Here is a 24,519-nt window from a genome sequence, read left to right as displayed (position 1 = left end):
ACTTTTTTGATTTACTGGTTTAAAAAATACTCTCCAAAAACGGTAAAATACCCGCCAAAACAGAAGGCGCCATTGATTTTTTGTCAATGGCGCACTATGCAAAAATTGGCGTTTTTTGCGATTTTTAGCGGGAAACGGGCACCAGAAGCGATTTTTCGCCCTTCAGGCCGCGCAGAAGGTAAACTCCCTTCGTGTAACCCGCACGCAGGAGCGTTTCAGCCTCGGTCGCATCGTGCATTTCGATTGTCCCGAGCCTGTGCCCGCGCAGGTCGAACACGGCATACGACACCGGCTGTCCATACCCAAACTGCACCCCGCGCAGGGCGGTCGTTCCCGTATCGGCGGGGGCTTCCGTCTTCGCGATTTTCACGTTATCGAGCGTGAGCGTGCCGGTGGCGGCGCCCGCATTGAAACTCAGGCGGCTGTTCGTATCGGTCGCGGCCGTCATCTGGAACTTGAACGTGAAGGTCTTCGAGGTCGTTCCGAGTTCAAAATTCTGCTTTTCCTTGAGGTAAGATGCCCACGGATCGTTGTGCTGCTCCACGTTCACCTCGAGCGTACGGGCCGCACCCGCGCTCGCGTCAAAACTGATTTCGTACCACTGTCCCTTTTCAAGGTGCAGGTCGTGCTGGATAAGTTGCACTTGGTAATTCTCGGTACCGATGGCAGAAATATCGAGCTGGTACTTGCCGCCCTTGGCCTCGCCCGTCGCCTGCGCGTCACCATGCACCTGCAGGTCCCATGCCACGGATGTGGAATCAAACCCGCCGTTAAAGATGCTGTCGCGGTTGGTGGGCACCACAATTGCGGGAGGCGGCGGCGTGATGCTGGAACCGTCCAGAGAGTAGTTCTTCACGAAGTTCCAGATTTCCACGCTCGTGTTGACACTCACGGCCTCGTCCATAGAATACCAGTGACCCTTGCCGTCAATCGTCAGCAGGCGAACTTCGACGCCGTCGGTGCAGCCGCTCCAAATTTCGAGCGATGCGGCAGAACCCGGCTTGGTCGAGGGATACGGTTTGATTTTCTGCGAATTGCTGGAGCACTTCTGTGCATTGACCCAGCCCTTGAGGGTATTCACGGTGCTATTGTAGTTCACCACGTCGTCGGTGGTACCGTGCGTATGCATAATCGGCATGGCGCGCTTGGGCGAGTTCACGCCGCCGCCACCCGAAACAGGCGCGATGGCCGCAATCTGGTCGCCCATCTTGTTTGCCACGTGATAACTCATCATGCCGCCCATCGAGAATCCCGAAACGTACACGCGGTTTTTATCGATGCCGTACTTGTTGTACATCTCGTTGATGATGGCCTTGATAAAATTGAGGTCCTTGTTGCCGGAGATATCCCAGGCCTTGTTTTCGCCGTTCGGGAACACCACCACAAAGCGCGCGGTATCGGCAATGGATTCCCACTTCGCAGCGTTTTTCTGGTAGGGCGCATCCTGGTTCATACCGTGCATCTGGATAATGAGCGGGCGGTTCTTCTCGATGCCCGAGGGCGCATACACAAGCATGCTGCGGCTCTTGCCATCAACCGTTATGTTGTCTGCAAGTGCAGGAACCGAGAAAGCAGTCGCTGCTATTAGCGCAAGGGCAGAAACCGCCTTCGCAGAGGAAATTTTAAGACCAAACATATTGACTCCTTAAGGGCAAAACACCAAACTGCCCTACCATAATATATACCCCGCAGGGTCGAAAATTACCCGCGGGGTATAACAAATCATTGTCATTTTGTAAAAAGCGTTACTTTGTCACAAGGACGCGGCGAGTCATGCCAGTCGCGGTCCTGATCAGGTACACGCCCTTCTCAGAAACCATCGCGCGCACCTTGGACTGGGCCTCGTACGTGCTTGCAGCATCTACGGTTCCCACGAGCGTGCCATTCAGGCTGAACACGCGGTAGGTCTGCACGCCCTGCACGCCGAAGCGCACCTTCTGGGCAATATCAGTCCCAATAGGTTCGGGGTCCGTGGCGTCCTTGCCCTTCACGAACGTGAAGTAGTCAATATCGAGCCAGGCGCCAGTAACCGTGAAGCGGAGCACGTGTTCGCCCTCGGGGAGCGTCACGTTGGCCTGCACCTTGTTGTAGTCGTCGTAATTCTCTTCGCCGGAGCTTGCCGCAGGCACCGCGATTTCTTCGGTAATGTCCTTGCCGTCCAAGGAGAGCTTGAAGCTCGAGGTATTGCCTGCAGCAGCGACAGCCGCGAACATGGTGTAGTCACCCGCTTCCTTCACGTTCACGGTGTATTCGAGCCAGTCGCCTTCGCTGTTGTAGCCCACAATGACGCCGGTCGCCTTCTTGTAAAGGTCAACGCCAGTGCCCTTGCGGTAATCGCTATCGCCGTGGTTCTCGGAATCGCCGTCGTAGTAAGAGGTACCATCCTTACCCTTGCCCGGCACGTCGAAGTTTTCGGCCTCAATCTTGCCCGGGAGCGCAACGGCGGGGCAGTTTTCACCTGCGGCGCAGAACGGAGTCTGCGGAACAGGTTCAGAGCCAGCGCCATCGAGGTAGATTTCATCGTTCACGTCGGTACCGACCTTGAACCAGTCAAAGTCCGCATAGCCGCCAGCCTGCTTGGTCGCGAAATTGAAGAGACCCCAACGCACGCCCACGAACATGTGCAGGTCGTAATTGAGCTTCACGTCGCTACCAATCTTTGTCCAGGTATTGCCATCGGTGCTGTAGTAGAAGTATGCGGTACCGCGGTCAATCGGCAGGTCGAAATCAATTCGCAGGTAAACCTTGGAACCCGAAATCGCCTGGCTTGCAGCCTGTTTTTCACCATCCTTATTACCGGTGTACATCACCACCTTGTAGCTGCCGCCATCTTTAGCAAGCGCCACAAAGCCCTTGTCATCTTGCAGGGCAACGAGGCCGGCCATATCGCCATCCTTCATGCCGGTGCCATCGACAAGCGTACGGCCAGAGCACTTGGGGCCAAAGGAACGCTGGGTCAGGGTGTTCTTCGCATTCACCACGCGGCTATCGGTGCGGCTCGTAGTAATGCGGTAGAATCCCGGATTTGCAGAGAGGCTCCAGTTCTTGTTATCGGGATTGTGGTTGAACTGCCATTCAAGAGCAAGTTCGCTGGATTCAAAATCATCGCTGGTGACCATGCCATAGCCCGGAAGCGGGGATTCCGGCAGGTCAATTGTGGAGGGAGCCTTGGTGCCGCTCGTAGGTACGGGCCAGCCGTCCTTCCATTCCATCGGGACCAAGTGCGACATGCGGCCGACCGGGCCGGAATCGCGGAACAGGAGGGCATACCACTTGCCATCGGGAGTATCGAAGATGCCGCCCTGCGCAACACCGTTATCGGAAAGGAAGTACCTTCCGCTAAATCCGGAGAGCAGGCTCTTGGAACGGTAAACGATTTCGCTACGGCTCTTGCCGGCCGGCCAAGAAATAGTGAACAGGTAGTATTCGCCGTTCACCTTCTCCATGTGCGAGCCTTCCTGCTGCACATAGTAGTTGCTGGTACCGGTCACCTGGTTGACGCTCACGCCACCGAGTTTGCCACTCTTACCGCCCTGCTTCACGCCGCTTGCATCGTCGTTCAGCTGCACGTAGCTAATCTGGTCGCCGCTGCCGTAGAACACCCACACGGTGCCATCGTCATCGAAGAAGAGGGACGGGTCGTGGTAGAACGGGAGCTGCACCTCGCTCCACTGGCCGCTTTCCACGTCGGCGGTCTTGTACAGGTGAGTCTTGCCCGTCGTGTAAGACGGGGTCAGCACGTAGAAAAATCCCTTGTGGTAACGGATGCTCGATGCCCAGGAGCCCTTACCGTAGGCGTCCTTGCCGCCATTCAGGTTTTGCTGGTCGTTGTTGGTGAGCGTCTGGTAGGCATAGCCCACCGTGCGCCACTGGGCCAAATCCGTGCTCTTGAAAACGGGCACGCCTGGCGCAAAGTGCATCGTGGTGGTCACCATGTAGTATGCGTCGTCAACGCGGACAATCGAGGGGTCCGGGCTATCGACGTACATAATCGGGTTATTGACCGTAACGGCAAAAGAAATGCCGGTAAAAGCAGCTGCAGTGAAGGCTGCGCGAGCCAGAAGTTTGAAACATCCCATACAGAAACTCCTTATAACCCTAAAATTACCCTCTAAAAAGGCTTTTTTATAGGGTTCCGATATGTTTTCCATTGATATTTTGTCAATAGGAGATTAGGGAGGGGCGCGCAAAAAAGCCCCGGCTTAGCCGGGGCCCGATATATGATTAGGAGAAGACTATCCGTAGATGAAGCCGAGGGAAACGGCAATCACCATAAAGAAGACTATCTGCTTCACAATCCTGATTTCACTACTTTGCATAAACGCCAACCTTCCTGGAAACCATCCCGTTTGCCGTGTTGCCGCGGAGCATGTACACGCCGCCGCGAACCTTGAGCGCACCCGACTTCACGTAATCCATCGCGCTAGCCATGCCGCTTGCACTAAAGCGAGCCACGCGGTTGCCGCGAAGGTCGAACAGTTCAAAGTTGCTCTCGGCTTCGGTCATGCTGAAGCGGACATCCTTGATTCCTGTAGTCGACACCGCCTTGAATTCCACGTAGTCGATGTCAATCCAGTCGTTGGTAATCTCGAGCTTCAGCTCGTGTTCGCCCTTGGTAAGCGTGGCCTTGCCGCCGCTTACAACTTCGAACGCATCAAAGCCGTTTCCGGTATTGGCCATCTCGGTACCGATAGGCTGGTCATCCATGTAAAGCGTCAAACTACCGGTTCCGTTCTCGCCCGCCACGTTGGCAGAAATCTCGTATTCGCCATCGGCAGCCACGTTCACGGTGTACTTGAGCCATTCGCCCTTCTGGTTGTAACCCACGACAATGCCCATGTTCGGCTGGTAAATGTCCACGTCGTCCTTGCGGAGCTTGCCACCCTCGTTACCCTTGTTCAGGTCGTAGTAGGCAACACCTGCACCGCCCTTGTTGTAGTTCTCGGCCTGCACCTTGCCCGGGATTTCGATCGGGTCGGTATACGGGCCATATTCCTCGGGAGGCTCGTCGGGAACCGTAGACTGGCTCGGGTCCACCAGGTTTACAGGAGGAGCATCCGGGTCAATAGTCTTGTCGATAAGCTTGAGCATCTCGGAGCAGTAACGCCTGCCGAGTTCAATCACGCCCGCACGGCCAAAGTGGTACGGGTCCTTGCCGTTGCCCTGCAGGCCCTTCGAGGATGCAAGCCCGAACTTCTTGAAGTTGTTCTTGAGCTGGGCAATGCCGCCATTCTTGCTTCCGCAGCAGTTGTTACCTTCCTGCAGCAACTCGCCCGCCACGAACGGGACTTCGTTCTCGTCGAGATCGAGCGCGTCGATAATGTCCTTGTAGGTCTTGTAGACGGTGCGGCGCCAGTTGTCGTCGGTACCGTCACTTTCGCCCTGGTGGAAGATGAAGCCCTTGATGACGCCCACTTCCTTAGCCTTCTTGGCGAGTTCCAGGATGCGTCCCGGAGGGTTGTTGTCATAATCCTTGGGCCAGCCCCAGCTCATGATGTCCTTGCCGTCACCCTTGAAATAACTCTCGTACTGGTCCTTGTCAAATGCGCGAATGCTCACCGCACCAATTGCCACCGGGATAATGCCCACGGTCACGCCCGGGAGGGAATCGACCATCGCGCGGCCAAAGTAGTCGGCCGGAGAGAGGTTCTCGAACGGGTGGAACATCGGGGGAATCGCGGTGTACCACTCGCCAGTCTTGATGGACTGATTCGTCTTGCCGCTGCGCTGGCTCGCGTTTGCGTTATGCGAGGCGAGCATCAGGAACTTTTCCTTGTACTTGTCCTGGTCTTCGGAAGGAACGATATCGCCGTTACCCGCCATGTTGGACTGCCCGTAGGCAATATAAATATGGAAATTGGGGTTCGGGGCCGCAGTAGCGACCGTCGCAAGCATTAAAATTCCGCCCACGAGCCACAGCGCGATAGTCAGAATCTCGGAATACTTTTTCACATCCATAACACACTCCTTTGTCTTCTCTAAAATTACCTCCGAAAAAGGCGGAAATTTCATCAAAAAGGGGTGTTTTTATGGACAAAAAGTCAACAAGAACGCAAAGATTTATTTACGGCAGAGGGTTCTTGCGGGGGCGGCCACGCGGGCGCTTTACGGGCTGGCCTTCGGCATCCACGAGGGGGCCGGGGCCGTTCCTGCGGGCAAGTTCGGCACGGATTTTCTTGGCACGTTCTTCCATGCGGATGCGGCTCAGTTCAGCCGCGGAATACACCTGCGCCTTAGTGGTCTCGCTGGGTTTTGCCCCGAAGGAACCACGAAGCACGCGGCCCGAGGGCGGGACAGCCGGGGCAACAGCCTTCGGGGCTTCCGGCTTGGGCTCGACCCGAGGGGTTTCGGGTTCCACCGGCCTGCGGGTAACCGAGGTAAACAGCGATTCCAGCTTCTTGCGGGCCACGGAAAGCTTCGATGCCGGGCGGGAGGGCGCCTGTGCCGGAAAATCGCCCGCAGGCTTTACAGAAGCTGAAAAACTCGCGTAACGACTCTTTTCTACGCGCGGGGCCCTCTTTTTGGCGTTTTCGGCGTAATTTGCGGCAATTTTCGACATCTCCGCACGCGAAATCCCGAGTTTTTTGTCCATGCGTTCACGCTTGGAGGGCCTGGCAGCCGCCCTGCGACGCCTGGGGGTGTCTTCACGCCCCTCTTTTTGCAGGATTTCTTCATTGGAAGGGCCCCGAAGCTCCGGCGGAACCTCGATAACCCCACTGTCAAAAACCGTTTTTTCAGTACCCATATAGCCCCAAAAAATCAATTTTTTCGCTTGTCAAGAGTAATTTTTGTCATTTTTTTGCAAAATTGCAGAGAAAATTTAAAAAAAAATGAAAAAAAGTTTTGTCAAGGTCTAGAAAAATATTTTTTTTAGGACTATTTTTGTGGGGTCATGTTAAGATTCACGCAAGATATACTACTCGCACTACGTGCCATCGCGAACGAGGAAGAAGCTCACGAGATGTCCAAAAAGACGCGCGAACAGTTCGATTTTCTTGGAGTCCGTCTTGTCCCCCGCCGCGAAGTCACCTACCCTATTTTCGATAAGAACCCGCCCAAAAACGATACCGAGCTAGTCACCCGGGTCGAAGACATGTGGTCGCAGCCTTATCGCGAAATACAGTATGCCGCTTGCGACTACCTCTTCCGCCATAAGGAAATGCTCGGTGGCCAGCACCTCAACTTCCTCAAGAAGTTGATCAAGACCCGCGCCTGGCGCGATACGGTCGACATCCTTGCATCTTGCATCCTGGGCGACCTCGCCCTCCGCCTCCCGGCTCTCCGCACCAAGATTACCTCTTGGATCCGCGACCCGAACATCTGGGTAAGGCGCAGCGCCATCATTTTCCAGGTGCAGTACAAGGACCGTACCGACTGGCCCCTGCTTAGGCAGTTCTGCCTCACCTGCGCGAAGGAAGACGACTATTATATCAGGAACGGAATCGGGCGCGCGCTGTCGGAATACGCGCGCATCAACCCCACCGAAGTGCGCCGCTTCGTGCAAGACAACAGTTTCGCCGAGCAAACCACCCAGGAAATTCTCAGACTTATATAATAAAGAAAGCGCCGAAGGCGCCCGCACAAATATTCCGCAGTCATCCCCGCGTAGGCGGGGATCTTTTTTATATGCCTAGTCTTTTTTCTTCGGACTTTTCTCGGGTACGTCTGTGCGCAAGGGAAACACAAACCGCCCTTCAAGCACGCAGCCCTTCGCTCCCGGGCAGCATTCCTGTTTCCGCTTATCGCAAAACGTCTCGCGCAAGTATTTGCATTCCCAACTCATGCCATTAATATACATTAAAAATGGAGAAATATTAAAGTTTCCCATACAGTTTGTTTATCTATATTATATAGCATGGCTAAAGTAGTACAGATTACCGCAGAAAATTTTGAGACCGAGGTCATCCAGGCCTCCGAGACCCGCGCCGTCGCGGTGCTTTTTTCCTCCGCAGAATACCCTGACTGCGCCCCCTACTCGCAGTTGATGGGCCAGCTTTCCACCAGCATGGACTTCACCCTCGGGGTGGTGAGTTGCGACGAGCGCGAAAACATGCAGCTCATCCAGGCGTTCCGCGTGCAGTCCGTGCCGGAGGTGCACGTGGTGGACAAGGGCCAGATTGCAGATGTCATCGCAGGCGTGTTGCCCGAAGCCGACCTGAAGAAGCGACTCGAGAAGTTCTTTATCTCGGACGAGGCCCGGTTCCAGACCGCCCTCGAAGATGCGATTGCCCAGAAGAACTTTGACCAGGCGCTCCCGATGCTCGACGAGGCCCTCGCGAAGACCCCCGACGATAAGAAGTTGCAGTTATTGTGGGCGAAGGCGAGCCTCGGCATGGGCGACACCGAGAAGGCGAAAGCCGTGCTCCAGAAGTTCAACGAGGGCGACGACCAGTACCGCGAGGCGAAATCCCTGCTGGAACTCCTCGACTTCCACGCCGAAGCCGCGAAGAAGGACGTACAGGGCAAGGAAGCCATCGTGTACCACGAGGCCTGCAAGCTCGCCTGTGCCGAAGAATTCGAAAGCGCACTCCAGGCGTTCCTTAACTTGTTCGTAGAGGCACCCGAATGGAACGACGGCGCCGCAAAGAAGGCGATGCTTACCTTGTTCGGTGTGCTCGGGCCCAAGCACGAACTCACGTGGAAATACCGCGCCAAGCTCAACACGATGATGTTCATTTAGCCTGCTTGAGGGCGAGGCAAGGAGGAGTCATGGGTAAATTGGGTATAGTACGTTTTCTCGCGGCAATGCTGCTACTTGCGGGCACCGGGAACGTATTCGCAGAAGGAAGCCTTAACTGCATGTTCGATGCCAAGCCCTGCGAAGACCTCGCAGACTCCTCCCTCATATACCAACTGCCCGATTCCGTCAACACGACCCTGCAGGTGGAACTCGACCGCGACACCTCCTTCGTGTTCTACGGCTCCATCGAGAAATTCGACATCGAGGCATACCTGAGCCCGTACACGCAGCAGTCCCGATCGGAGCTCGAGCGGCAACAGATAGAGCAATTCCAGCACAGCAAATACGGCAACACCGTCTTTGGCGACAGCACCAGCGAGCAAGACAAGGAACGCTTTGCCGCATGGGCCATGCCGCATATCGACACCATAAATGCAAGGCTCGAGTCCTCGCCGAAGGACCTGCAGACCACCTTCCGTGCGGTAGCCCCGGACATTGACTACGCCTTGCTCAAGTTGACCTACGACGTGAAGAAGGTCTATGACCGCGGTACAAAGAAGTGGATCGCACCGGCAGATAGCCAGAAGACATACACCCGGCGGATTTTTGTCCGGAGGGGCGTATATGTGGTCACCGACCCGATTGGCCTACGGGCGAACAGGTCCGCCATCAAGACCTACTCGAACTTCGATAGGATATTCACGAGCAACGGTAATTCCACGATTGTCGACGAGAAAAAGTTCGATTCCCTCGATGCGTTTGCAAGCAGGCGCGGGACTTTCGTACCGCAGGCATTCGTCGTGGAAGTCATCAAGAACATGTCGCCCATCTACATGGCCCGCATACAGCAGGCTCTTGTAGAGGGCAACAAGGACGTTCTCCGGAAAACCGTCACCCTGCTCGACTCCTTCTCTGTCAAGGCAGAGGGATCGTTCGTCATCGGCCCGGTACTGAATCTCAGTTGCCAGACGCGCCAATTCATGAACTTCTACCTGGGCACATACGACGACAACCTGCAAGGCAACCTGGATTGCATATCCACTTCCCTTGACAACAGATCGAACGACGGCCTGATATATGTAATGCTTCGCGATTCCCTCAAGGCCATGCACCAGTCCGGAAAATTCGAGAATGTCATTGCAGACCTGCCTTCCGGAGAAAGGGCCTTCTGGCGAATCATCGTCGCATCGCTTTCTGCAAACCAGGATACGTTGAACACGGTAATAAAGGCGAACGTCGACAGCATCAAGAAGGTGGAACAGCGCGAATTTGTGCTCAAGAACTACTACAAGGAAATCACCCAGAGCAACCTGACGGCACAAGTCGGCGTAGGTGCCGGGCTAAGCCTCCCGCTAGGGGACGCGCGCGACTACTTCCCCACCGACTTGACTTTCTACATGTGGCTCACCTTCACGTACAAGCGGTTCGACATCGGGTACTCCATGCACAGCATGGTTAGTAAGAACCTGACCGACACCACGTTCGCGAATGCGATGTACATGGATTTTTCCGTTGGTCTCAGGACATTCAGGACAAAGTATTTTGAGCACCGCATTATGGCAGGTCCGTCTCTCATCTTTACCGATATCAGGGTGAAGGATTCCCCCGATTCGAAGGACGAACTTGAAGACGAGACCACCTGCAGGTACAATGTCTCGACGGCCCTGGATGTATACTTTAGCGGCATCAAGTACGACGACGTGAACGACAAGCGAGCCATAAACAAGGGGCACGCCCGCCTTGGCCTCCGGCTGCTGGCCGGCTACAGCGGCTACGCGACAAGCCTTCTCAAGAACGCTGACGGCGGTAACTTCTATGCGACCCTGAGCCTAGTCATCCAGGGTTACGGAAGCAGCCTCAAGAAATACGGGGAGTAAAATGACGATGCGATTCATTCCCTTCCTAATTCTCGCGATATCGTTCACGCACGCCCTTGCACAAGATGCCGCCAGCGAAGAGAACTGGGGCTGGGGCGGCGAGGAATTCCCGAAGGAGTCGTTCCGCACGGTTGCGAACAACACCCCGAGAGTCCCGCTATTCGACGAGGCTATCGGGGAACACCTGCTCAACAAGGACTTCAAGTTTCTCGCGGATGCCGACTCCGTAAGGGATGCCGCAGAAAAATCCCAAATAGCATACCGGTACGCTAGCCAGTACCAGTGGAACGCAGAACGGACAGAGTTTTTCAAGAACGTCTTTGCATACCTCAATAGCGACGCCTGGGAACAGGACCTGGCAAAACTCCCCGAAGGGGATGCCGCGTTCATCAGGGTTGTCGTCTACGACGCATTTTTCGGCAACGTAGACAGGCGTTACGCACAAATTCAACTTTCCAAGATTACGGATGAAAAACAACTCAATTACCTGAAAAAAATCTACCACATAAAAACCGAAGCAGAAGAACTCCATAATGGCCGCCTGCTATTGGGATTCGGCATCGGAGCGAACATCTTTAGCAACGGTGCAGACGATATTATCAAGAATGCGCCCTCGGTCGACATGAACGTAGGCTACTGCATTTACGGAAGGTACTGCGTGGACTTCCATATCGGGGGAATCTTCCAGCGGGGCCTCAAGGAAGATGTGGTACAGGATGGCTACACCTATTCCAAGAAGGACATCTCGTACACCACCGTCGAGGCCCTTTTCAAGGTCAACGTGTTCACCTCTTACGACTACGACCTTGCAGTCTTTGGCGGGCTCAGGCTCCACGCCCTCGAAATCGACAGCAAGACCGACGAGAAGTACAAGGAAAAGTTCGGGCGCACCATGGACGACTTCTATTCGTACGGGTACACCACGGGCATTATGGGCGCCAAGTATTTCGGTGGAGGCAATGCCGCGCCTAAAATCTTCGGCCTCGGCGCACGCATAGGCGTCGCCACCTTCGGGGATACCGACCTCAACATTACCGGGTACAACTGGTACGCCACCCTGAACGTGCTCCTGCGGGTCGGAACGTCCGAGATGTAGGCCAGCAGGCTTATTATAAAAGCAATTATTATAAAGACAATTATTATAAATATAATAATCATCATTTTAGGTCTACTAGCGCCCTTTTCCAGCCCATTTTTCCCTCATTTCCTAGTAACGAATAACCAGTAACTAGCAACTATTTCTATCTTTTCGCCCGTATTTTATTGTACAGTAAAACAAGGGATTTATCCCACAAGGAAACACTATGAAAAAGATCAAGTTCCAGGACACCTCGTTCCGCGATGGTTTCCAGTCTATTTTCGGTGCCCGTGTCTTCGCGAAGGACTTCATGCCCGCCGTCGAAGCTGCCTGCAAGGCCGGCATCACCCACTTTGAAGCTGGTGGTGGCGCCCGTTTCCAGGCCCTTTACCAGAACTGCGGCGAAGACGCCTTCGACATGATGGACGAATTCCGTCGCGTTGTGGGCCCGAACGTCCGCCTGCAGACCCTCGCCCGCGGTATCAACGTGGTGGCCCTCGCCCCGCAGCCGCGCGACATGATCAAGCTCCATGCCGACATGTTCAAGAAGCACGGCATGACCCGCATCCGTAACTTTGACGCCCTCAACGACGTGAACAACCTCATCTACTCCGGCAAGTGCATCACCGACGCCGGTCTGGAACACGAAGTCGTTGTGACCATGATGGAACTTCCTCCGGGATGCGACCTCAACGCCGCCCACAACCCGGAATTCTACGAACGCATCCTCCGCAACATCCTGGACGCGGGCGTTCCGTTCGCATCTGTGTGCTTCAAGGACGCTTCCGGTACCACGAACCCGACCAAGGTGTACGAGACCTTCAAGCGCGCCCGCAAGCTCCTCGGCGACAAGGTGGAACTCCGCATCCACAGCCATGACACCTGCGGTACCGGTGTGGCCCAGTACAAGGCCGCTATCGAAGGTGGCGCCGATGGCGTCGACCTCGGCCGCAAGCCGCTCTCTGGCGGTACGGCTCAGCCCGACCTGTTCTCCATGTTCCACGCCCTCAAGGGCACGGAATACAAGCTCGCCCTCGGTGAAGACAGCATCGTCGACGATCACATTCCGGAACTCATGGAAGCGAACAACGTCGCCGTTGAATGCCTCAAGGACTATAACTTCCCGCCTGAAGCACGCCAGATTACCACCGACGTGATCTTCAGCCCCATGCCGGGTGGCGCTCTTACCGCCAACACCCTCATGATGCGTGAAACCAAGACCTTCCACCTGTTCCCGAAGGTTATCGAGAACATGAGTGAATGCGTCCGCCGCGGTGGCTTTGCCTCTTCCGTGACGCCGGTTTCCCAGTTCTACTTCCAGCAGGCCTACATGAACACCCTGAACCAGGCTGCAGGCCGCGGTACGTGGTTCAAGATGACGGAAGGCTACGGCAAGATGCTCCTCGGCTACCAGGGCAAGACCCCGTGCGAACCGGATCCGGAGCTCGTGAAGATCGCCGCCGACCAGTTCAACATGAAGCCGTTCAAGGAAGCCTATCCGGGCATCCAGTGCGCCGAAGAAATCCTCGAACCGGGCATCCCGGCTGCGAAGAAGCTCCTCGAAGAAAATGGCCTGCCGGTTACCGACGAGACCATCTTCATCACGGGCTGCCTCCAGACGAAGGCTGGCAACAAGGGCATCGAATTCCTCAAGGGCAACCGCCACATTGGCGTGCCGAAGAAGGACCCGAACGCCGCTCCGGCCGTGGACACCAAGAACATGAAGGCCGGTGCTGCAAGCACCTACCGCATCGCCCTTGGCAACCAGAGCTGGGACGTGCAGGTCAGCACGCTCAAGTAAGTCTTATAGACAAATTAAAGGGAGCTCCGTTGACGCGGGGCTTCTTTTTGTTATAGCGAAGAATTATGTTTACGCCCTATTAGAACGGCTCGCACAAAGGAATACTTGCATTACATTTTTTGCCTTCTGCGTAATTATAACGGACTTGATTGTATTCGCCTTTCACTTTTAAGCAACTGTTACTGTCAACAACCTGGATATTCAACATGCCATTCGGCTTCAGTTCAAAGAAACTACTGTCTTGGAAAGATACTCTAATAGCTGATGAGGAAATACTTTTTTGTGGATTTGGAAGCCTCCAAATCATACTGTCGCTACAAGTTTCAAATATATCTAAGGCCATGTGATAGTGAATTACTCTTTTGAATGTTCGTCTAGACAACGATAATTCATAAATACCATCATCATCAACAATAAATAATTCCCCCGCAAAGCGATTCATTATAGGATCTACAATCATTCCATAATCAATCATTTTTCTAAGCCGGTTTTCGTTGTCCATTTTTTTGAAATCCGTTTCTGATTGATATCCCATTATGTCTTCATATATTTTTTTCAATACATCTCGTCTGTTTTTTTTTCAAATCCGTTTCTGATTGATATACCGTAAAGTCTTCATAGAAATCTACAATGCTATCCACTTCATATAAAGATGAATCTGATAATTTGACAAAAAACAGCGCATCAGGATAGTTGGAACGATACAGGAGAGCATGATACCCATCGTCGAAAAGTTCTGCGTAGGTGACGGTCGTGTCCCTGCTTTTGAATGCTTCGGTAATTTTACCACACCATGTATTAACGTTCAATTTATCGAAGCCACTACATATTTGAGCGGCACCATTCGAAAAAGTAATATACGGCAATGAGTCGTGGCCGATATAGTAATAGTAGTTTTTATTGTCTTGACCATATATCCACCAGTCACCGGAGCCCTCGTTCATCTGGTTCACATCAAATTGGAAGATATTCGATTCTTTTGGAATGATGTAATTAGGCTCAATCAAGAGCATCCAACAGTTTAAAAGAGCATTCGAGAAGGCCATCAACAGCACGACAAGACACAACGGCACAAGCAGAAAAAGGAATTTGATCCATTTCCGTTTAGCACAGCGAGTTTCTTTTTGACGGGGCATATATTCCAAGCCGAGCGATTCAATTATCGCACGCATTGACGATTCGTCAGTAATTTCAACATCTTTAAGAAGAGCTTTTAACCCATTGACATCTTTGGCACGAACCAGTGCGTCAAATTCATCCATCCGTCCGCTTAAAAACAGGCGCTCGTTTACTGTCATGCCTTTGTATAGGGTCATTCTTGATCAAAATCCTTACAGATGTCCTCAAATTTAATTTCAATATTTCCTCCAGAGCTACGGTATTTACCGTAAAAATATAAAGCCTTTTCACAATCATCTTTTGATGGTTTATATCCGTAAAGATTGCCAAGAGCAGAATAATAATATGCTTCTGGATATAAAGATGCATAGGGGTTCAATAGATTATATGGAAATAGAATCCAATTTTTTGAATCGCCTGCTATTGTTCCATTTTCAAGAGACAATTGATATATCAACATGCTAATAAAAAAATCAAAATTTCCCAATTCCACATTTGAGCGAGAATAATCTTTCAAGGCTTTTAAAACATTCTTGTCATTATCTTTAGCCACCATTTTTTTGAATCCATTTTCCATAACATCAACATGGGCTGTTTTGCAATTATTCAAGCGAAGGGCTGTGTTCGGATAAATCGAAATAATCAAGGCTTCGACGAAACACTGGACATCCGTTTTTTGAACTTTAACAGAATCAATCTTATTTTCCGCCACACTCGATAAATTAATCGAAGGCGTCTGTATTTTATTTTTTGAAGAATCGAGGTTTGTCTGTTGGCCCAAAAGAAAGCCAAGCATCAAGGCAACCATAAAAACTATGGCGAAAGCTTATACAGTTTTTCTGGAAAACGCTTTACAATCGGCTTTTTTCATTTAGGCTTGTCCTTGGAAGATGCCCCAAAGTTAGTTGAAATTTCTGCAACCAAAAAGAAAAAGGTGGTCTCCAACTTGTAAATTTGGTTCAGCAAAAAAACACCAAGCAAGAGGATAACCACCATGATGAAAAGTACAAAAAGAACCCCCAAACTGTCAATCGTCCGCCGCGAAGAAATCGACATTTCGACCAGTGTCGGGGTGGTTCTGGCCGACCTTGCCGAACAGGGGAAAAGCTGCCTTGACGCGCTGTCGAGGGAGATGGGCGCAAGGCTCGTGGAGGCGATACTCCTGGCCGAAAGGGAACAGCTCGGCGGTGCAGCATACCACCCCAGGAAGGGCTTCAAGAAGTGGTCCAGCCAGGGTGGTTCCGTGTACATCGCGGGTGGCAAGGCGAAGGTGCGCGTACCCAGGCTCAGGGACGAAAACGGCGAGGTCAAATCGCGTATCTACGCCCGTCTGAAAGACCCCGACGCGTTCTCCGAGCACCTGCTGCACGCATGCCTCTCAGGCCTGTCCGGGAGGCGTTACGAGGATGTGTTCTCGACTGCCGGGGAGGCGTTCGGCGTAAGCAAGTCGTCGGTGTCGCGCAAGGTCGTTGCCGCATGCACAAGGAAACTGAAGGAACTGAACGAGCGCAGGCTGGAGGACTTCGAGGCGGTTGCCGTCTTCATGGACGCAATGCATCGCTGCGGCGAGGTCGTGATGGCCGCCATAGGCGTTGACGCGGAAGGCTACAAGCGCGTGCTTGGCCTCTGGCAGGGCAGTTCGGAAAACACCGAAATGTGCCGTTCGTTCCTTTCCGACATGGAGAGCAGGGGCCTCGCCCTGCACCCCGACATCATCTTCGTGACCGACGGCGGGACGGGCCTCAACCGCGCCCTCAAGGACCGCTTCGGCAAGGACCTCAAGCACCAGCGCTGCGTGATCCACAAGAGGCGCAACGTCGAGTCCCATCTGCCCGAGATGTACCGGGCCGAGTTCGACAGGCGCTACAACAACGCCATCGGGATGGTGGGCTACGAGGACGCGAGAAGGGAACTTCTCAAGGTCCACGAGTGGCTCGAAGGCATAAACACGAGTGCCGCCAAATCGCTTTCCGAGGGCGGCGAGAGGCTGCTTACGGTCCACCGGCTGGGCATCCCCGCGCTCCTGCGCAAGTCGCTCATAACGACCAACATAATCGAGTCCACCTTCAACGGTCTCGACGCCATCGAGAAGAACGTGAAGCGCTACAGGGACATTGGAATGTTCAAACGCTGGATGGCCGCTGAGGTCCTCCACCGCGAAAAGAACTGGAGACGGTTGGACGGCTATGCGGAAATCCCCGAACTTGTCGAAAAACTTCGGGAAAAGAGCATGAAATTACTTGACAATGAAGCGCTAATAGCCTAGATTTACACCAGTTGGAGACCTGGATTTTCAACTAAAAAAGGGACAAATTCTGTCCTTGCTCAATAAACCTAGTTTATAAATATAACCTATTCCGCGGAAAAGGTAACCGGCGAGGCCGCGACAACACATCCCCCGCAGAGGATTTTTTTGCTTATCAGGGGTTATGAATTCATCAAACCCTTGATGAATTTTTCTGCATCGACGACCGGTGCTCCGTTATTGATTTCGGAGATGGCTTTGGAGAGTTTAGCATACACGTCGTTCCAAGGCGTAACACGACCGTTCAGCATATCATTGTAGCCTTTCTCGAGTTCCGCATCAAAGCGTTCTTTTGACCATTTGGCAGAGTTTTCCATCTTGTTCATATACTAGAAAAATTTAGACAGGAATTGCCCGGGTTCAATGGCAGGAACGGCGGATGTCCCGAAATCGTCAATATTTCGCGTAACGATGTAATCGAGATTTAAACGGGCGGCGCACTGTTGTTGCAAACCATCTTCCAAATCTTCGGTATCCGGATTTTCTGTGACAGCCGCGAAATCCGAAGCAGTTTCCGGAATAACAGTAAAGAACTGGCAGAACATATTTACCAGTTTCAACCTTTGCTCGGCAGACATATCCTTGCGGAGGATGTAGTAGATGTCGCAAAGGGAATGCGCCGTCACAAAACCGAAATGGCTCTGCCTGATACATTCTGCGATGATTTCTTTTGACTCGCGAAAAAACGGTTCACGATGTTGAACCATGTCAAGAATGACATTTGAATCTATCAGCAGATTCATTTAGAAATCCCTGCTTTCTTCGCGTTCTTTCTTGTAGTCAATTTCGCGTTCTACTGAACCAGCGAATTCGTCAAGCAGGGCAAGACCAGCGGCCACGTTAGTCGCTGACTTTTTGCGTTCCAGAATGCGGTCCAACTTTTGCCGAAGGACTACGATCTGAAACAGGGGGAGTTCTTCCACCTGAGATTCGAGTTCTGCAAAAGCTGTATCCGACATAATTGAACCTCTTGTCTATCTTAAATATACTCTTTTCTTTGCCGAAAAGCAAGCGAATGGCGTTGCAATATGGAGTAAAAATTTACCTGCTGCGGACAATCCGTTAATTTTTCGGTATCGGCATCGTGAGAATGGTGGCTTCTCCCCGTTTTTGCTTGTAAAACTTGTCAAAGCCAAGAACAACAATTTTATCTTCCGTTACAGCCAAACGTTCAAATGCGAAAACAGGCATTTTCTCGTTCTGCCACGTTTTTCCACCATCAATGCTATAATACAGGTAGTGAATCATCTGAAATGTGCTCACCTGAAATTGAAGAATTCCCGCCATCACGTCAGCCTTAGCATAGAAGTCAGACGGTTCCAAATCATAAACGGCCCCAATTCCCCAATGCCATTTATACGAAAAACGGCTATGCACTCTATACTCATTTCCTAATTTATGTAAAATACGGACCTCTTTCGTTTTGTTGTCACCGCAAATAATCCAATTTCTATCATTATGGGCATACGTTCGCCCATCACTACTGCAAAGGCGTTCATCAAAATATTCTTGGTGGGCGTTTCTTTCTAGCAAAGCCATCTTTTCCGATGACTCGTCTTTGTTTAGATAGTATAATCCTAATTTAGGTGATTCCGCCATTCCAACGTATTCCCATTTTTCAAAATTTCCATTAGGAACATAAACCGGACTGATTGCAGAATCGCCGCTATCAATGGAACCGACCATATAAACGCAATCATCAATACGATCAAAAGAGGCTGCATGAAAATCCAAGTCGATTTCAGTCTTCTTCCAATTTTTACCACCATCCGTTGTTTGCAAAACGACGGGTTTGTTATTATCGCTTCTAAGTCTATTCTTTGTTCCAAATATAGTGACTTTTTTTTCATCCTCAATTACGGCACTTTCAAAATAAAAATCCGTCTCGACCGTATTTTTTTCCATTTCAAAAGAAGACGAAGTCCAATCATTTATCCACTTTTCGTGAATATCAACGTACGCGAAGAGCAGCATAATAAGAAACACTATGCCTACGGGAAATAGGCAACCAATAGCAAAGATGAATTTGCCTAGTTTTGTCTGTCTAATTTTAGAGAGTTTCGTCATACGCAAACATCTTAATTACAAAGATTGCAGTTCCTTATAAATATAACCTATTCCGTGGAAAAATCGACCGACGGGGCCACGGATTGGACTTTTTTCGGGAAAATGTCGTGCGAAAAGGGCAATTTTGCGGAAATTGGGGATTAAACGAGATGTTTCGAGGCTTTTCAATCCCCAATTTTCAGAACAAAGTAATAGTTTTTGGTATGAATTAGGGAGTTGGCCCCTCAAAAAGAGCCTCCAGTGGGGATTAAAATGCTTTTTTTGCGTAGTTCCATCCCCTTTTTTGGCTTCTTATGAAGCCCGAAGTACAAACAAACTAAGATTTTGGGGATTAAAGTATGCCATTTGAGGCGTTTTTATCCCCATTTTCGCCCCAAAATGCTTTTTTTGCCTGGACCAACTATAAAATAAAAGAACCATTCTTTCGAATGGTTCTTTTATACCCTTTTATGGTTGGGCTTAGGCTTTGCCTAAGCCAACCGGGTATACAAAAAGGAACTCACTACTGTGAGTTCCTTTTCGTACCTGTTTGGGTTGGGCCTCGCCGCTTCGCGCCAAGGCCAACCACAAAATAAAAGAACCATTCTTTCGAATGGTTCTTTTATACCCCCAAGCGGTTTCGAACCGCTGTTGCGGGAATGAAAATCCCGAGTCCTGGGCCACTAGACGATAGGGGCGTCTTATGTAGGGCCAAATATAGTTATTCGTGGATTTTTGTAAAGGGGGCCAAATGACTTTTTTTGTATTTTTTGGGGGTGAACATCGAAAAAAGGCTAAAAAAATCCCTGTTTCGCGGGATTTTGCGGTTTTTGCCGCTCGCTCTCATGGCCAGCATCGCCGATGCGGGCATGCTGTGGGGCATCCGCTCGTTCATGGGGCTGCTTTCGGGGCAATCGCCGTTCAGCCTCTGGGAATGGGCCGCCCTGATGGGGCTCCTGGCCGCGCTCCGGCTCGTGTTCATGTTCGCGAAGGTCCGCAATTCCGAGACGTTCCTGTTCAATACCGGCAAGCGCGTGACGGAATGGTTCCTCGGGACCCTGCGGGGGCTTTCGCCCAGGCTTTTCCATGATGGTTCGGGCGATGCGAAGGTAGAGGCCGCCTACGAGGCGACGCTTTCGCTCCAGAGCAACGCCGGAGCGTATTTCCAGCTGGTGCAGGCGCTTTTGCAACTCGCCATCTTCTTGCCGGTGCTCCTGTACATTTCGTGGCCGCTCACGCTGTTCCTGTTTGCGGCGGTGGTGCCGTTTGTCGCCTGGATGCAGCGCAGGCTCCATGCGCTCGGCCCGCAAGAAGAATCGCTCCTGTACGCGCGGTCGAATTTTAGGCTTTCGCTGAATACCGCCCGCAGGCTATACCGCAACTGGAGCGGCAGAACCGAGATCGAGCACCTCGCCCACGAGGTTTCGGAAGAGGCAGGCATGCTCAACCGCAAGGGGCTAGACGCGAGCATCCGCAAGAACGCGCTTTCCATCGCGATGGAGACGCTCTCGGTGGTGGCGATGGTCGCGGTTCTCGCATTCTGTGCGATGCTTATCGCCCGCGGGTGGATGGACGGCACGGGGCTCGTGCTGTTCTGCTCGGCGCTGTTGCTCTGCTACAAACCGGTGAAGGAATGCGCCCGCGCCGTGCCGCAGTTCCGGGCCGCCGCGAGCGCCTGCGACGTGCTGGAGGAATTCGAGAGGTTGCCGATGCGGACGGCGTGTGAACAGGATACGCGCGGTCTTGAGGCGGGCGACCCGCGCGGTTCTAATCAAGATTTAAACGGCGCCGCCCAAGATGCCGGCGCATCTCGCACACAAAATGCCGCCGGGCTTGAAATCGCGCATGGAAACTTCACCTACGAGGGGAGCGGGACGCCGGTCTATCACGACTTCGGGATTACTTTGTCCAGAGAAAAACCCGTACTCTTGCGCGGGCAGAACGGCATCGGGAAATCGACCCTGCTGCGCCTGCTCGCAGGCCTCGAGGAATGGGACGCCGCGACCCGCGATACACCCGCGCAGTCACTGCCCGAAAAAAACGGCCAGCCCGCAAACGTATTCTTTATCCCGCAAGACCTGGAACTCCCGCCACGCCGCCTGCTTCTAGAACAACTTAACAACGTGAAATCTGCGGGCATCCCTAGCCCCGCGAACTCATCCGAACCCGAGCGCAGTTCGACACCCGAAAGCAACAATAAGCCCACAAACATCCCGAAAGCAGACCTTCTCGCAAGCTTCGCCCGCACCGCCGGTACCGACCGCCTGCTCGAAAAGCAAGGCCTTTCGGGCGGGGAACGCTCCCGCATCGCCCTCCTGTGGGCACTCGCAAGTGACTCGCCCACCGTCCTCCTCGACGAACCGATGGCGGCCATCGCGCTCGACGACCGCGAACGCATTCTCCTCGCATTCCTCGATACCGCAGCCGCCCTCGGCAAGTGGGTCATCATGGCGAGCCACGACCCATTCAGCGCTACGGCGCAGTCCCGTTTCAACGTAGTGGAGATGGAACATGCGAAAGGCTAGCGAAATTCTCTACCGCTTCCGCGGCTACATCCTCGCGCTTTTCGCCGTGGCGCTCCTCGCCTGCCCAGCAGCGCCCTTCCCGCAAAATTACTCCCGCATGGCGGAAGTCGGCCCCTACATCGGCACGCTTCTCTTTTACATCCTGGGCATCGCGCTCCGCATCAGGGCCCGCCAGTTTATAGGCCAGCACACGCGCGGCAACACGCACGAGGCCGCCGTACTCGTTACCGCAGGGCCCTACGCGCACATGCGCCACCCGCTGTACACGTCGAACACCTACATCGCGCTGGGCGCAATCTTTTTCCACCTCGGCGTGAACGGGCTCTTCCACATCTTCATTATTGCGATTGCCCTCTTCGAATACGCGCTCGCCCGCGCCGAAGACCGATTCCTCGAAGAAAAGTTCGGCGACACCTGGCGCGCCTGGGCCAAAAAAACGCCGATGTGCACCGCGAATATCGAGGCGCTTTTCTGCCGCAACTCCGGCGGCAGTCCAAAACCCGCAACAAACGGGGCCGTTCCCGAAACAGGCAGCCCCGCGCGCACCGTTTTACAGGCTTTCAAGGCCGATGCATCGACGTGGTTCTGGTTCGTATTTTTTAATTTGATTATCGTTCTACTTAAACTACACGGCCTGAGATAAACATGTTTAACGCGATTGATTTTGCACGATTCGCCATTGGCACTGCCGCCAAGGCAGTCGCTAAGGTCCCTGCCGTAAATACACGGTTCCATATCGGCGACCGCCTGAACGGACCCTGGCCCGAAGGCCCCTTCCTATGGATGCACGGGGCAAGCCTCGGGGAATGCCGCATGCTCCTGAACCTCGCAAAGTTCCTGCAAGAGGATATCGCGGGCCTGCCCAGGATTCTCATCACCACGCAGAAGGTGGAGGTGCTCAAGTTCCTGCAGGAATCGGGCGCGCACATCGAGGCAGCCATCGCCCCCGCCGACACGCAGACTGCCATGAAGGCCTTCGCCAAGAAGGTCAAGCCCGTCGCGCTCGTGCTCGCCGAGAACGAACTCTGGCCAGGCTACATCTCGACAATGCGCACGCTCGGCGTAAAGCCCTCCGTCGCCATCGTATCGGGCCGCTACCGCAGTTCGCTGCCGGGCATAGACTTTTCGCCCGTCGGGTTTGCCAGCATGCAGACCGGCGGAGACCTCTCGCGATTCCTGAACGTCGCCTCCAAGGCAAACATCGAGAACACCATGATAGGCGGCGACTGGAAGATTCTCCCCTGGGTTAGGGCAGGCAAGGATATCGCGCGCAACGAGAACCCGACCATCGATACCGTATTCGTGTCGATGCACATGGCCGAATGGGCAAGCCTGAGCCGCATGATAGTCTCTTCCATCAAGCGGCAGGAATCCGTGGTGCTCATCCCGCGCAGGCTCACCGAGGTCGACGCGTTCCGCAAGGCGCTCATCGAGCAGGAACTCCTGGTCGTGGACTGGCCGCTCGTGCAGAAGGGGACCGTCTCGATAGTGACACACTTCGGGCTCACCAAGGACGTGTTCAGCAAGGCCCGCACCGCAATCGTGGGCGGCTCGTTCAGCCGCGGGATCGGCGTGCACGACTTCTGGGAACCCCTGCAGATGGGCGTTGCCACCTGCATCGGGCCGTTCGCTACCGGGCAAAAAGAAAACGTCGCGGCGCTCGTACGCGAAGGCGTGCTGACGCAGCTCATGTCCACCGCCGGGTACGCGAGGCGGAACCTTCCCGACCCGAAACTCGTGAGCACGTTCCTCACCCACGAGAAGGCGAAAATCCAGGATTCCTACCGCCAGTTTGTCGAATACATCCGCAGTATAATTCCGCAGGGAGCGGTCTAAATGAAAAAACTTGTACTTGCCACCCCGCGTGGGTTCTGTGCCGGCGTCGACCGTGCCATCCACGTGGTCGAAAAAGCCATCGAAAAGTTCGGCACCCCCATCTACGTGCGCCACGAGATAGTGCACAACAAGTTCGTGGTGGATACCCTCAAGGAGAAGGGCGTCGTGTTCGTCGACGAGGTCGACGAGGTTCCGGAAGGCTCGGTCGTGATATTCTCTGCCCACGGAGTCGCAGAACACATCTATGCCGATGCCGAAAAGCGCGGGCTCAAGGTGCTTGACGCAAGCTGCCCGCTGGTGCTCAAGGTGCACTACAGCGCCAAGAGGCACTACGCCGCGGGACGCCACATCATCCTTATCGGGCATGCGGGACACGCCGAAGTGGAAGGCACGCTCGGGCAACTCCCCGAAGGCGCCATCACACTCATCCAGAACGAAAAGGACGTCGAGAAGGTCTCCGTACCCGAGGGCAAGGAACTCGCCTACATTACCCAGACGACGCTCTCCGTGGCCGAGACCCGCAAGATTATCGAGGCCCTCAAGGCGAAATTCCCGAACATCGTCGGCCCGAACGCGGGCGACCTGTGCTACGCGACAGGCAACCGGCAGGCGGCGGTCCTCGACCTCTGCAAGCAGGTCGACATGCTTCTCGTGGTGGGGGCGAAGAACTCCTCGAATTCCACCCGTCTCATGGAACTGGGGCTGGAGCAGGGCATCAAGAGCCACCTGATCGCCGGCGTGAACGCCCTCGACCCCTCCTGGTTCGAGGGCATCGAGTCCGTGGGCATTTCGAGCGGGGCGAGCGCACCCGAGATCCTGGTCCAGGAGGTGGTGGACTGGCTAAAAGCCCGTTTTAGCCCCCTAAATACCGAAAATTTCATAAAATTGCTGGAATCGACCAAGTTTAACCTGCCCAAAGAGCTGCAGGATTAACTTTAGCCTTGACAATTCAGTGATTTTTATCTAAAATTGGTGTCCGAAAAACAACGGAGTTTATTATGAGCCGCATTTGTGAAGTTACCGGTAAGGCCGGCCTCGTGGGCAACATGGTTTCCCACTCCAACCGCAAGAAGTTGATGAAGCAGCTTCCCAACCTCCAGAAGAAGCGCTTCTACATTCCTGAAGAAGACCGCTGGGTGACCCTCCGCGTGAGCGCCGCTGGTCTCCGCACCATCAACAAGGTCGGCATTCAGGCCGTCGCCCAGGAACTCGGAATCTAATTCCCGTTTCTAAAGCAAAATTTAACCGCCAA

At 53.4% G+C, this 24,519-nt stretch carries 23 protein-coding genes and 1 tRNA gene; 12 read left to right on the top strand and 12 right to left on the bottom strand.

The features are described from left to right. Positions 1 to 124: 124 nt before the first annotated feature. The 4 genes from CRO08_RS02550 to CRO08_RS02535 form a co-directional block, all read right to left on the bottom strand. Complete coding sequence (locus CRO08_RS02550; RefSeq protein ID WP_097034929.1) at positions 125 to 1,636, bottom strand: carbohydrate binding domain-containing protein; 1,512 nt, start codon at positions 1,634 to 1,636, stop codon at positions 125 to 127. A gap of 109 nt (positions 1,637 to 1,745) precedes the next feature. Further along, on the bottom strand, positions 1,746 to 4,079 hold the full coding sequence (locus tag CRO08_RS02545; protein ID WP_097034928.1) for a family 43 glycosylhydrolase: 2,334 nt from the start codon (positions 4,077 to 4,079) through the stop codon (positions 1,746 to 1,748). 229 nt (positions 4,080 to 4,308) lie between these two features. Further along, on the bottom strand, positions 4,309 to 5,958 hold the full coding sequence (locus CRO08_RS02540; protein WP_097034927.1) for a sialate O-acetylesterase: 1,650 nt from the start codon (positions 5,956 to 5,958) through the stop codon (positions 4,309 to 4,311). A 106-nt stretch (positions 5,959 to 6,064) separates the two neighbouring features. Further along, positions 6,065 to 6,745: a hypothetical protein gene (locus tag CRO08_RS02535; RefSeq protein WP_097034926.1), complete on the bottom strand. Its 681-nt coding sequence runs from the start codon at positions 6,743 to 6,745 to the stop codon at positions 6,065 to 6,067. Positions 6,746 to 6,892: 147 nt separating this feature from the next. Here CRO08_RS02535 and CRO08_RS02530 point away from each other — a divergent pair, with 147 nt between their 5' ends. The 5 genes from CRO08_RS02530 (at position 6,893) to CRO08_RS02510 (ending at position 13,436) form a co-directional block, all read left to right on the top strand. Further along, the gene (locus CRO08_RS02530; RefSeq protein WP_072812815.1) at positions 6,893 to 7,555 is read left to right on the top strand and encodes a DNA alkylation repair protein; all 663 of its coding nucleotides are present in this window, start codon (positions 6,893 to 6,895) and stop codon (positions 7,553 to 7,555) included. 300 nt (positions 7,556 to 7,855) lie between these two features. Next, complete coding sequence (locus CRO08_RS02525; RefSeq protein WP_097034925.1) at positions 7,856 to 8,680, top strand: tetratricopeptide repeat protein; 825 nt, start codon at positions 7,856 to 7,858, stop codon at positions 8,678 to 8,680. A gap of 29 nt (positions 8,681 to 8,709) precedes the next feature. Further along, positions 8,710 to 10,557, top strand: coding sequence for a hypothetical protein (locus tag CRO08_RS02520; RefSeq protein WP_141398206.1), 1,848 nt, complete (start codon positions 8,710 to 8,712; stop codon positions 10,555 to 10,557). A 1-nt stretch (position 10,558) separates the two neighbouring features. After that, entirely contained in the window at positions 10,559 to 11,653 is a 1,095-nt protein-coding gene (locus CRO08_RS02515) for a hypothetical protein (RefSeq protein WP_097034923.1), read from the top strand. A 208-nt stretch (positions 11,654 to 11,861) separates the two neighbouring features. After that, positions 11,862 to 13,436 (top strand): biotin attachment protein, encoded by a 1,575-nt coding sequence (locus tag CRO08_RS02510; protein WP_097034922.1) that lies wholly within the window; start codon positions 11,862 to 11,864, stop codon positions 13,434 to 13,436. 79 nt (positions 13,437 to 13,515) lie between these two features. Here the strand turns inward: CRO08_RS02510 and CRO08_RS02505 are convergent, their stop codons facing one another. From CRO08_RS02505 to CRO08_RS02495, 3 genes are read right to left on the bottom strand one after another with little or no spacing between them, the layout of a single operon-like run. Next, entirely contained in the window at positions 13,516 to 13,938 is a 423-nt protein-coding gene (locus tag CRO08_RS02505; RefSeq protein WP_141398205.1) for a hypothetical protein, read from the bottom strand. Between the two features lie 40 nt (positions 13,939 to 13,978). After that, the gene (locus tag CRO08_RS02500) at positions 13,979 to 14,752 is read right to left on the bottom strand and encodes a hypothetical protein (RefSeq protein WP_097034920.1); all 774 of its coding nucleotides are present in this window, start codon (positions 14,750 to 14,752) and stop codon (positions 13,979 to 13,981) included. Then, complete coding sequence (locus tag CRO08_RS02495; protein WP_176495035.1) at positions 14,749 to 15,267, bottom strand: hypothetical protein; 519 nt, start codon at positions 15,265 to 15,267, stop codon at positions 14,749 to 14,751. Before CRO08_RS02495 ends, CRO08_RS02500 begins: the two co-directional genes overlap by 4 nt. A gap of 60 nt (positions 15,268 to 15,327) precedes the next feature. Here CRO08_RS02495 and CRO08_RS16895 point away from each other — a divergent pair, with 60 nt between their 5' ends. Further along, positions 15,328 to 15,507, top strand: a complete 180-nt coding sequence (locus CRO08_RS16895; RefSeq protein ID WP_176495034.1) for a hypothetical protein — start codon at positions 15,328 to 15,330, stop codon at positions 15,505 to 15,507. A gap of 42 nt (positions 15,508 to 15,549) precedes the next feature. Further along, positions 15,550 to 16,821 (top strand): IS256 family transposase, encoded by a 1,272-nt coding sequence (locus CRO08_RS02490; protein WP_097034567.1) that lies wholly within the window; start codon positions 15,550 to 15,552, stop codon positions 16,819 to 16,821. 161 nt (positions 16,822 to 16,982) lie between these two features. Here CRO08_RS02490 and CRO08_RS02485 read toward each other — a convergent pair whose 3' ends face one another. From CRO08_RS02485 to CRO08_RS02465, 5 genes are all read right to left on the bottom strand, one after another. Beyond that, positions 16,983 to 17,186: a hypothetical protein gene (locus CRO08_RS02485; protein ID WP_097034918.1), complete on the bottom strand. Its 204-nt coding sequence runs from the start codon at positions 17,184 to 17,186 to the stop codon at positions 16,983 to 16,985. 3 nt (positions 17,187 to 17,189) lie between these two features. Continuing rightward, positions 17,190 to 17,603 carry a PIN domain-containing protein gene (locus CRO08_RS02480; protein WP_097034917.1) on the bottom strand — a complete coding sequence of 138 codons (414 nt, stop codon included), beginning with the start codon at positions 17,601 to 17,603 and terminating at the stop codon, positions 17,190 to 17,192. Beyond that, on the bottom strand, positions 17,604 to 17,819 hold the full coding sequence (locus tag CRO08_RS02475) for a hypothetical protein (protein WP_073116189.1): 216 nt from the start codon (positions 17,817 to 17,819) through the stop codon (positions 17,604 to 17,606). It abuts the gene before it with no gap. A 103-nt stretch (positions 17,820 to 17,922) separates the two neighbouring features. Next, on the bottom strand, positions 17,923 to 18,927 hold the full coding sequence (locus CRO08_RS02470; RefSeq protein WP_141398204.1) for a hypothetical protein: 1,005 nt from the start codon (positions 18,925 to 18,927) through the stop codon (positions 17,923 to 17,925). Positions 18,928 to 19,531: 604 nt separating this feature from the next. Beyond that, positions 19,532 to 19,604: transfer RNA gene (locus tag CRO08_RS02465), tRNA-Glu, on the bottom strand. Between the two features lie 78 nt (positions 19,605 to 19,682). Here CRO08_RS02465 and CRO08_RS02460 point away from each other — a divergent pair. The 5 genes from CRO08_RS02460 to rpmB all read left to right on the top strand — a co-directional run bounded on the left by CRO08_RS02460 (position 19,683) and on the right by rpmB (position 24,487). Further along, the gene (locus CRO08_RS02460; protein WP_255252217.1) at positions 19,683 to 21,431 is read left to right on the top strand and encodes an ABC transporter ATP-binding protein; all 1,749 of its coding nucleotides are present in this window, start codon (positions 19,683 to 19,685) and stop codon (positions 21,429 to 21,431) included. Then, positions 21,418 to 22,074, top strand: coding sequence for an isoprenylcysteine carboxylmethyltransferase family protein (locus tag CRO08_RS02455; protein WP_097034915.1), 657 nt, complete (start codon positions 21,418 to 21,420; stop codon positions 22,072 to 22,074). The genes CRO08_RS02460 and CRO08_RS02455 overlap by 14 nt, the downstream gene beginning before the upstream one ends. A 2-nt stretch (positions 22,075 to 22,076) precedes the next feature. Next, positions 22,077 to 23,267 carry a glycosyltransferase N-terminal domain-containing protein gene (locus CRO08_RS02450; protein WP_097034914.1) on the top strand — a complete coding sequence of 397 codons (1,191 nt, stop codon included), beginning with the start codon at positions 22,077 to 22,079 and terminating at the stop codon, positions 23,265 to 23,267. After that, a complete protein-coding gene (gene ispH / locus CRO08_RS02445) occupies positions 23,268 to 24,200 on the top strand; it encodes a 4-hydroxy-3-methylbut-2-enyl diphosphate reductase (RefSeq protein WP_097034913.1) in 933 nt (310 codons plus the stop codon). It begins immediately after the preceding gene. A 65-nt stretch (positions 24,201 to 24,265) separates the two neighbouring features. Then, the gene (rpmB, locus tag CRO08_RS02440) at positions 24,266 to 24,487 is read left to right on the top strand and encodes a 50S ribosomal protein L28 (RefSeq protein ID WP_072812793.1); all 222 of its coding nucleotides are present in this window, start codon (positions 24,266 to 24,268) and stop codon (positions 24,485 to 24,487) included. The last annotated feature ends 32 nt before the right edge of the window (positions 24,488 to 24,519 follow it).

It is taken from the genome of Fibrobacter sp. UWT3, assembly GCF_900230125.1.
Classification (GTDB): domain Bacteria; phylum Fibrobacterota; class Fibrobacteria; order Fibrobacterales; family Fibrobacteraceae; genus Fibrobacter.
The sequence above is the reverse complement of the archived record's forward strand: the minus strand, read 5'-3'. Positions and strand labels throughout refer to the sequence as shown.

Excerpts from the sequence above, each read along its gene's own strand:
- ispH (WP_097034913.1), top strand. The coding sequence starts at position 23,268 with ATGAAAAAACTTGTACTTGCCACCCCGCGTGGGTTCTGTGCCGGCGTC.
- CRO08_RS02540 (WP_097034927.1), bottom strand. The coding sequence starts at position 5,958 with ATGGATGTGAAAAAGTATTCCGAGATTCTGACTATCGCGCTGTGGCTC.
- CRO08_RS02500 (WP_097034920.1), bottom strand. The coding sequence starts at position 14,752 with ATGACCCTATACAAAGGCATGACAGTAAACGAGCGCCTGTTTTTAAGC.
- CRO08_RS02475 (WP_073116189.1), bottom strand. The coding sequence starts at position 17,819 with ATGTCGGATACAGCTTTTGCAGAACTCGAATCTCAGGTGGAAGAACTC.
- CRO08_RS02510 (WP_097034922.1), top strand. The coding sequence starts at position 11,862 with ATGAAAAAGATCAAGTTCCAGGACACCTCGTTCCGCGATGGTTTCCAG.
- CRO08_RS02520 (WP_141398206.1), top strand. The coding sequence starts at position 8,710 with ATGGGTAAATTGGGTATAGTACGTTTTCTCGCGGCAATGCTGCTACTT.
- rpmB (WP_072812793.1), top strand. The coding sequence starts at position 24,266 with ATGAGCCGCATTTGTGAAGTTACCGGTAAGGCCGGCCTCGTGGGCAAC.
- CRO08_RS02505 (WP_141398205.1), bottom strand. The coding sequence starts at position 13,938 with ATGGACAACGAAAACCGGCTTAGAAAAATGATTGATTATGGAATGATT.
- CRO08_RS02515 (WP_097034923.1), top strand. The coding sequence starts at position 10,559 with ATGACGATGCGATTCATTCCCTTCCTAATTCTCGCGATATCGTTCACG.
- CRO08_RS02480 (WP_097034917.1), bottom strand. The coding sequence starts at position 17,603 with ATGAATCTGCTGATAGATTCAAATGTCATTCTTGACATGGTTCAACAT.
- CRO08_RS02490 (WP_097034567.1), top strand. The coding sequence starts at position 15,550 with ATGATGAAAAGTACAAAAAGAACCCCCAAACTGTCAATCGTCCGCCGC.
- CRO08_RS02530 (WP_072812815.1), top strand. The coding sequence starts at position 6,893 with ATGTTAAGATTCACGCAAGATATACTACTCGCACTACGTGCCATCGCG.
- CRO08_RS02535 (WP_097034926.1), bottom strand. The coding sequence starts at position 6,745 with ATGGGTACTGAAAAAACGGTTTTTGACAGTGGGGTTATCGAGGTTCCG.
- CRO08_RS02545 (WP_097034928.1), bottom strand. The coding sequence starts at position 4,079 with ATGGGATGTTTCAAACTTCTGGCTCGCGCAGCCTTCACTGCAGCTGCT.
- CRO08_RS02470 (WP_141398204.1), bottom strand. The coding sequence starts at position 18,927 with ATGACGAAACTCTCTAAAATTAGACAGACAAAACTAGGCAAATTCATC.
- CRO08_RS02485 (WP_097034918.1), bottom strand. The coding sequence starts at position 17,186 with ATGAACAAGATGGAAAACTCTGCCAAATGGTCAAAAGAACGCTTTGAT.
- CRO08_RS02450 (WP_097034914.1), top strand. The coding sequence starts at position 22,077 with ATGTTTAACGCGATTGATTTTGCACGATTCGCCATTGGCACTGCCGCC.
- CRO08_RS02550 (WP_097034929.1), bottom strand. The coding sequence starts at position 1,636 with ATGTTTGGTCTTAAAATTTCCTCTGCGAAGGCGGTTTCTGCCCTTGCG.
- CRO08_RS02455 (WP_097034915.1), top strand. The coding sequence starts at position 21,418 with ATGCGAAAGGCTAGCGAAATTCTCTACCGCTTCCGCGGCTACATCCTC.
- CRO08_RS02525 (WP_097034925.1), top strand. The coding sequence starts at position 7,856 with ATGGCTAAAGTAGTACAGATTACCGCAGAAAATTTTGAGACCGAGGTC.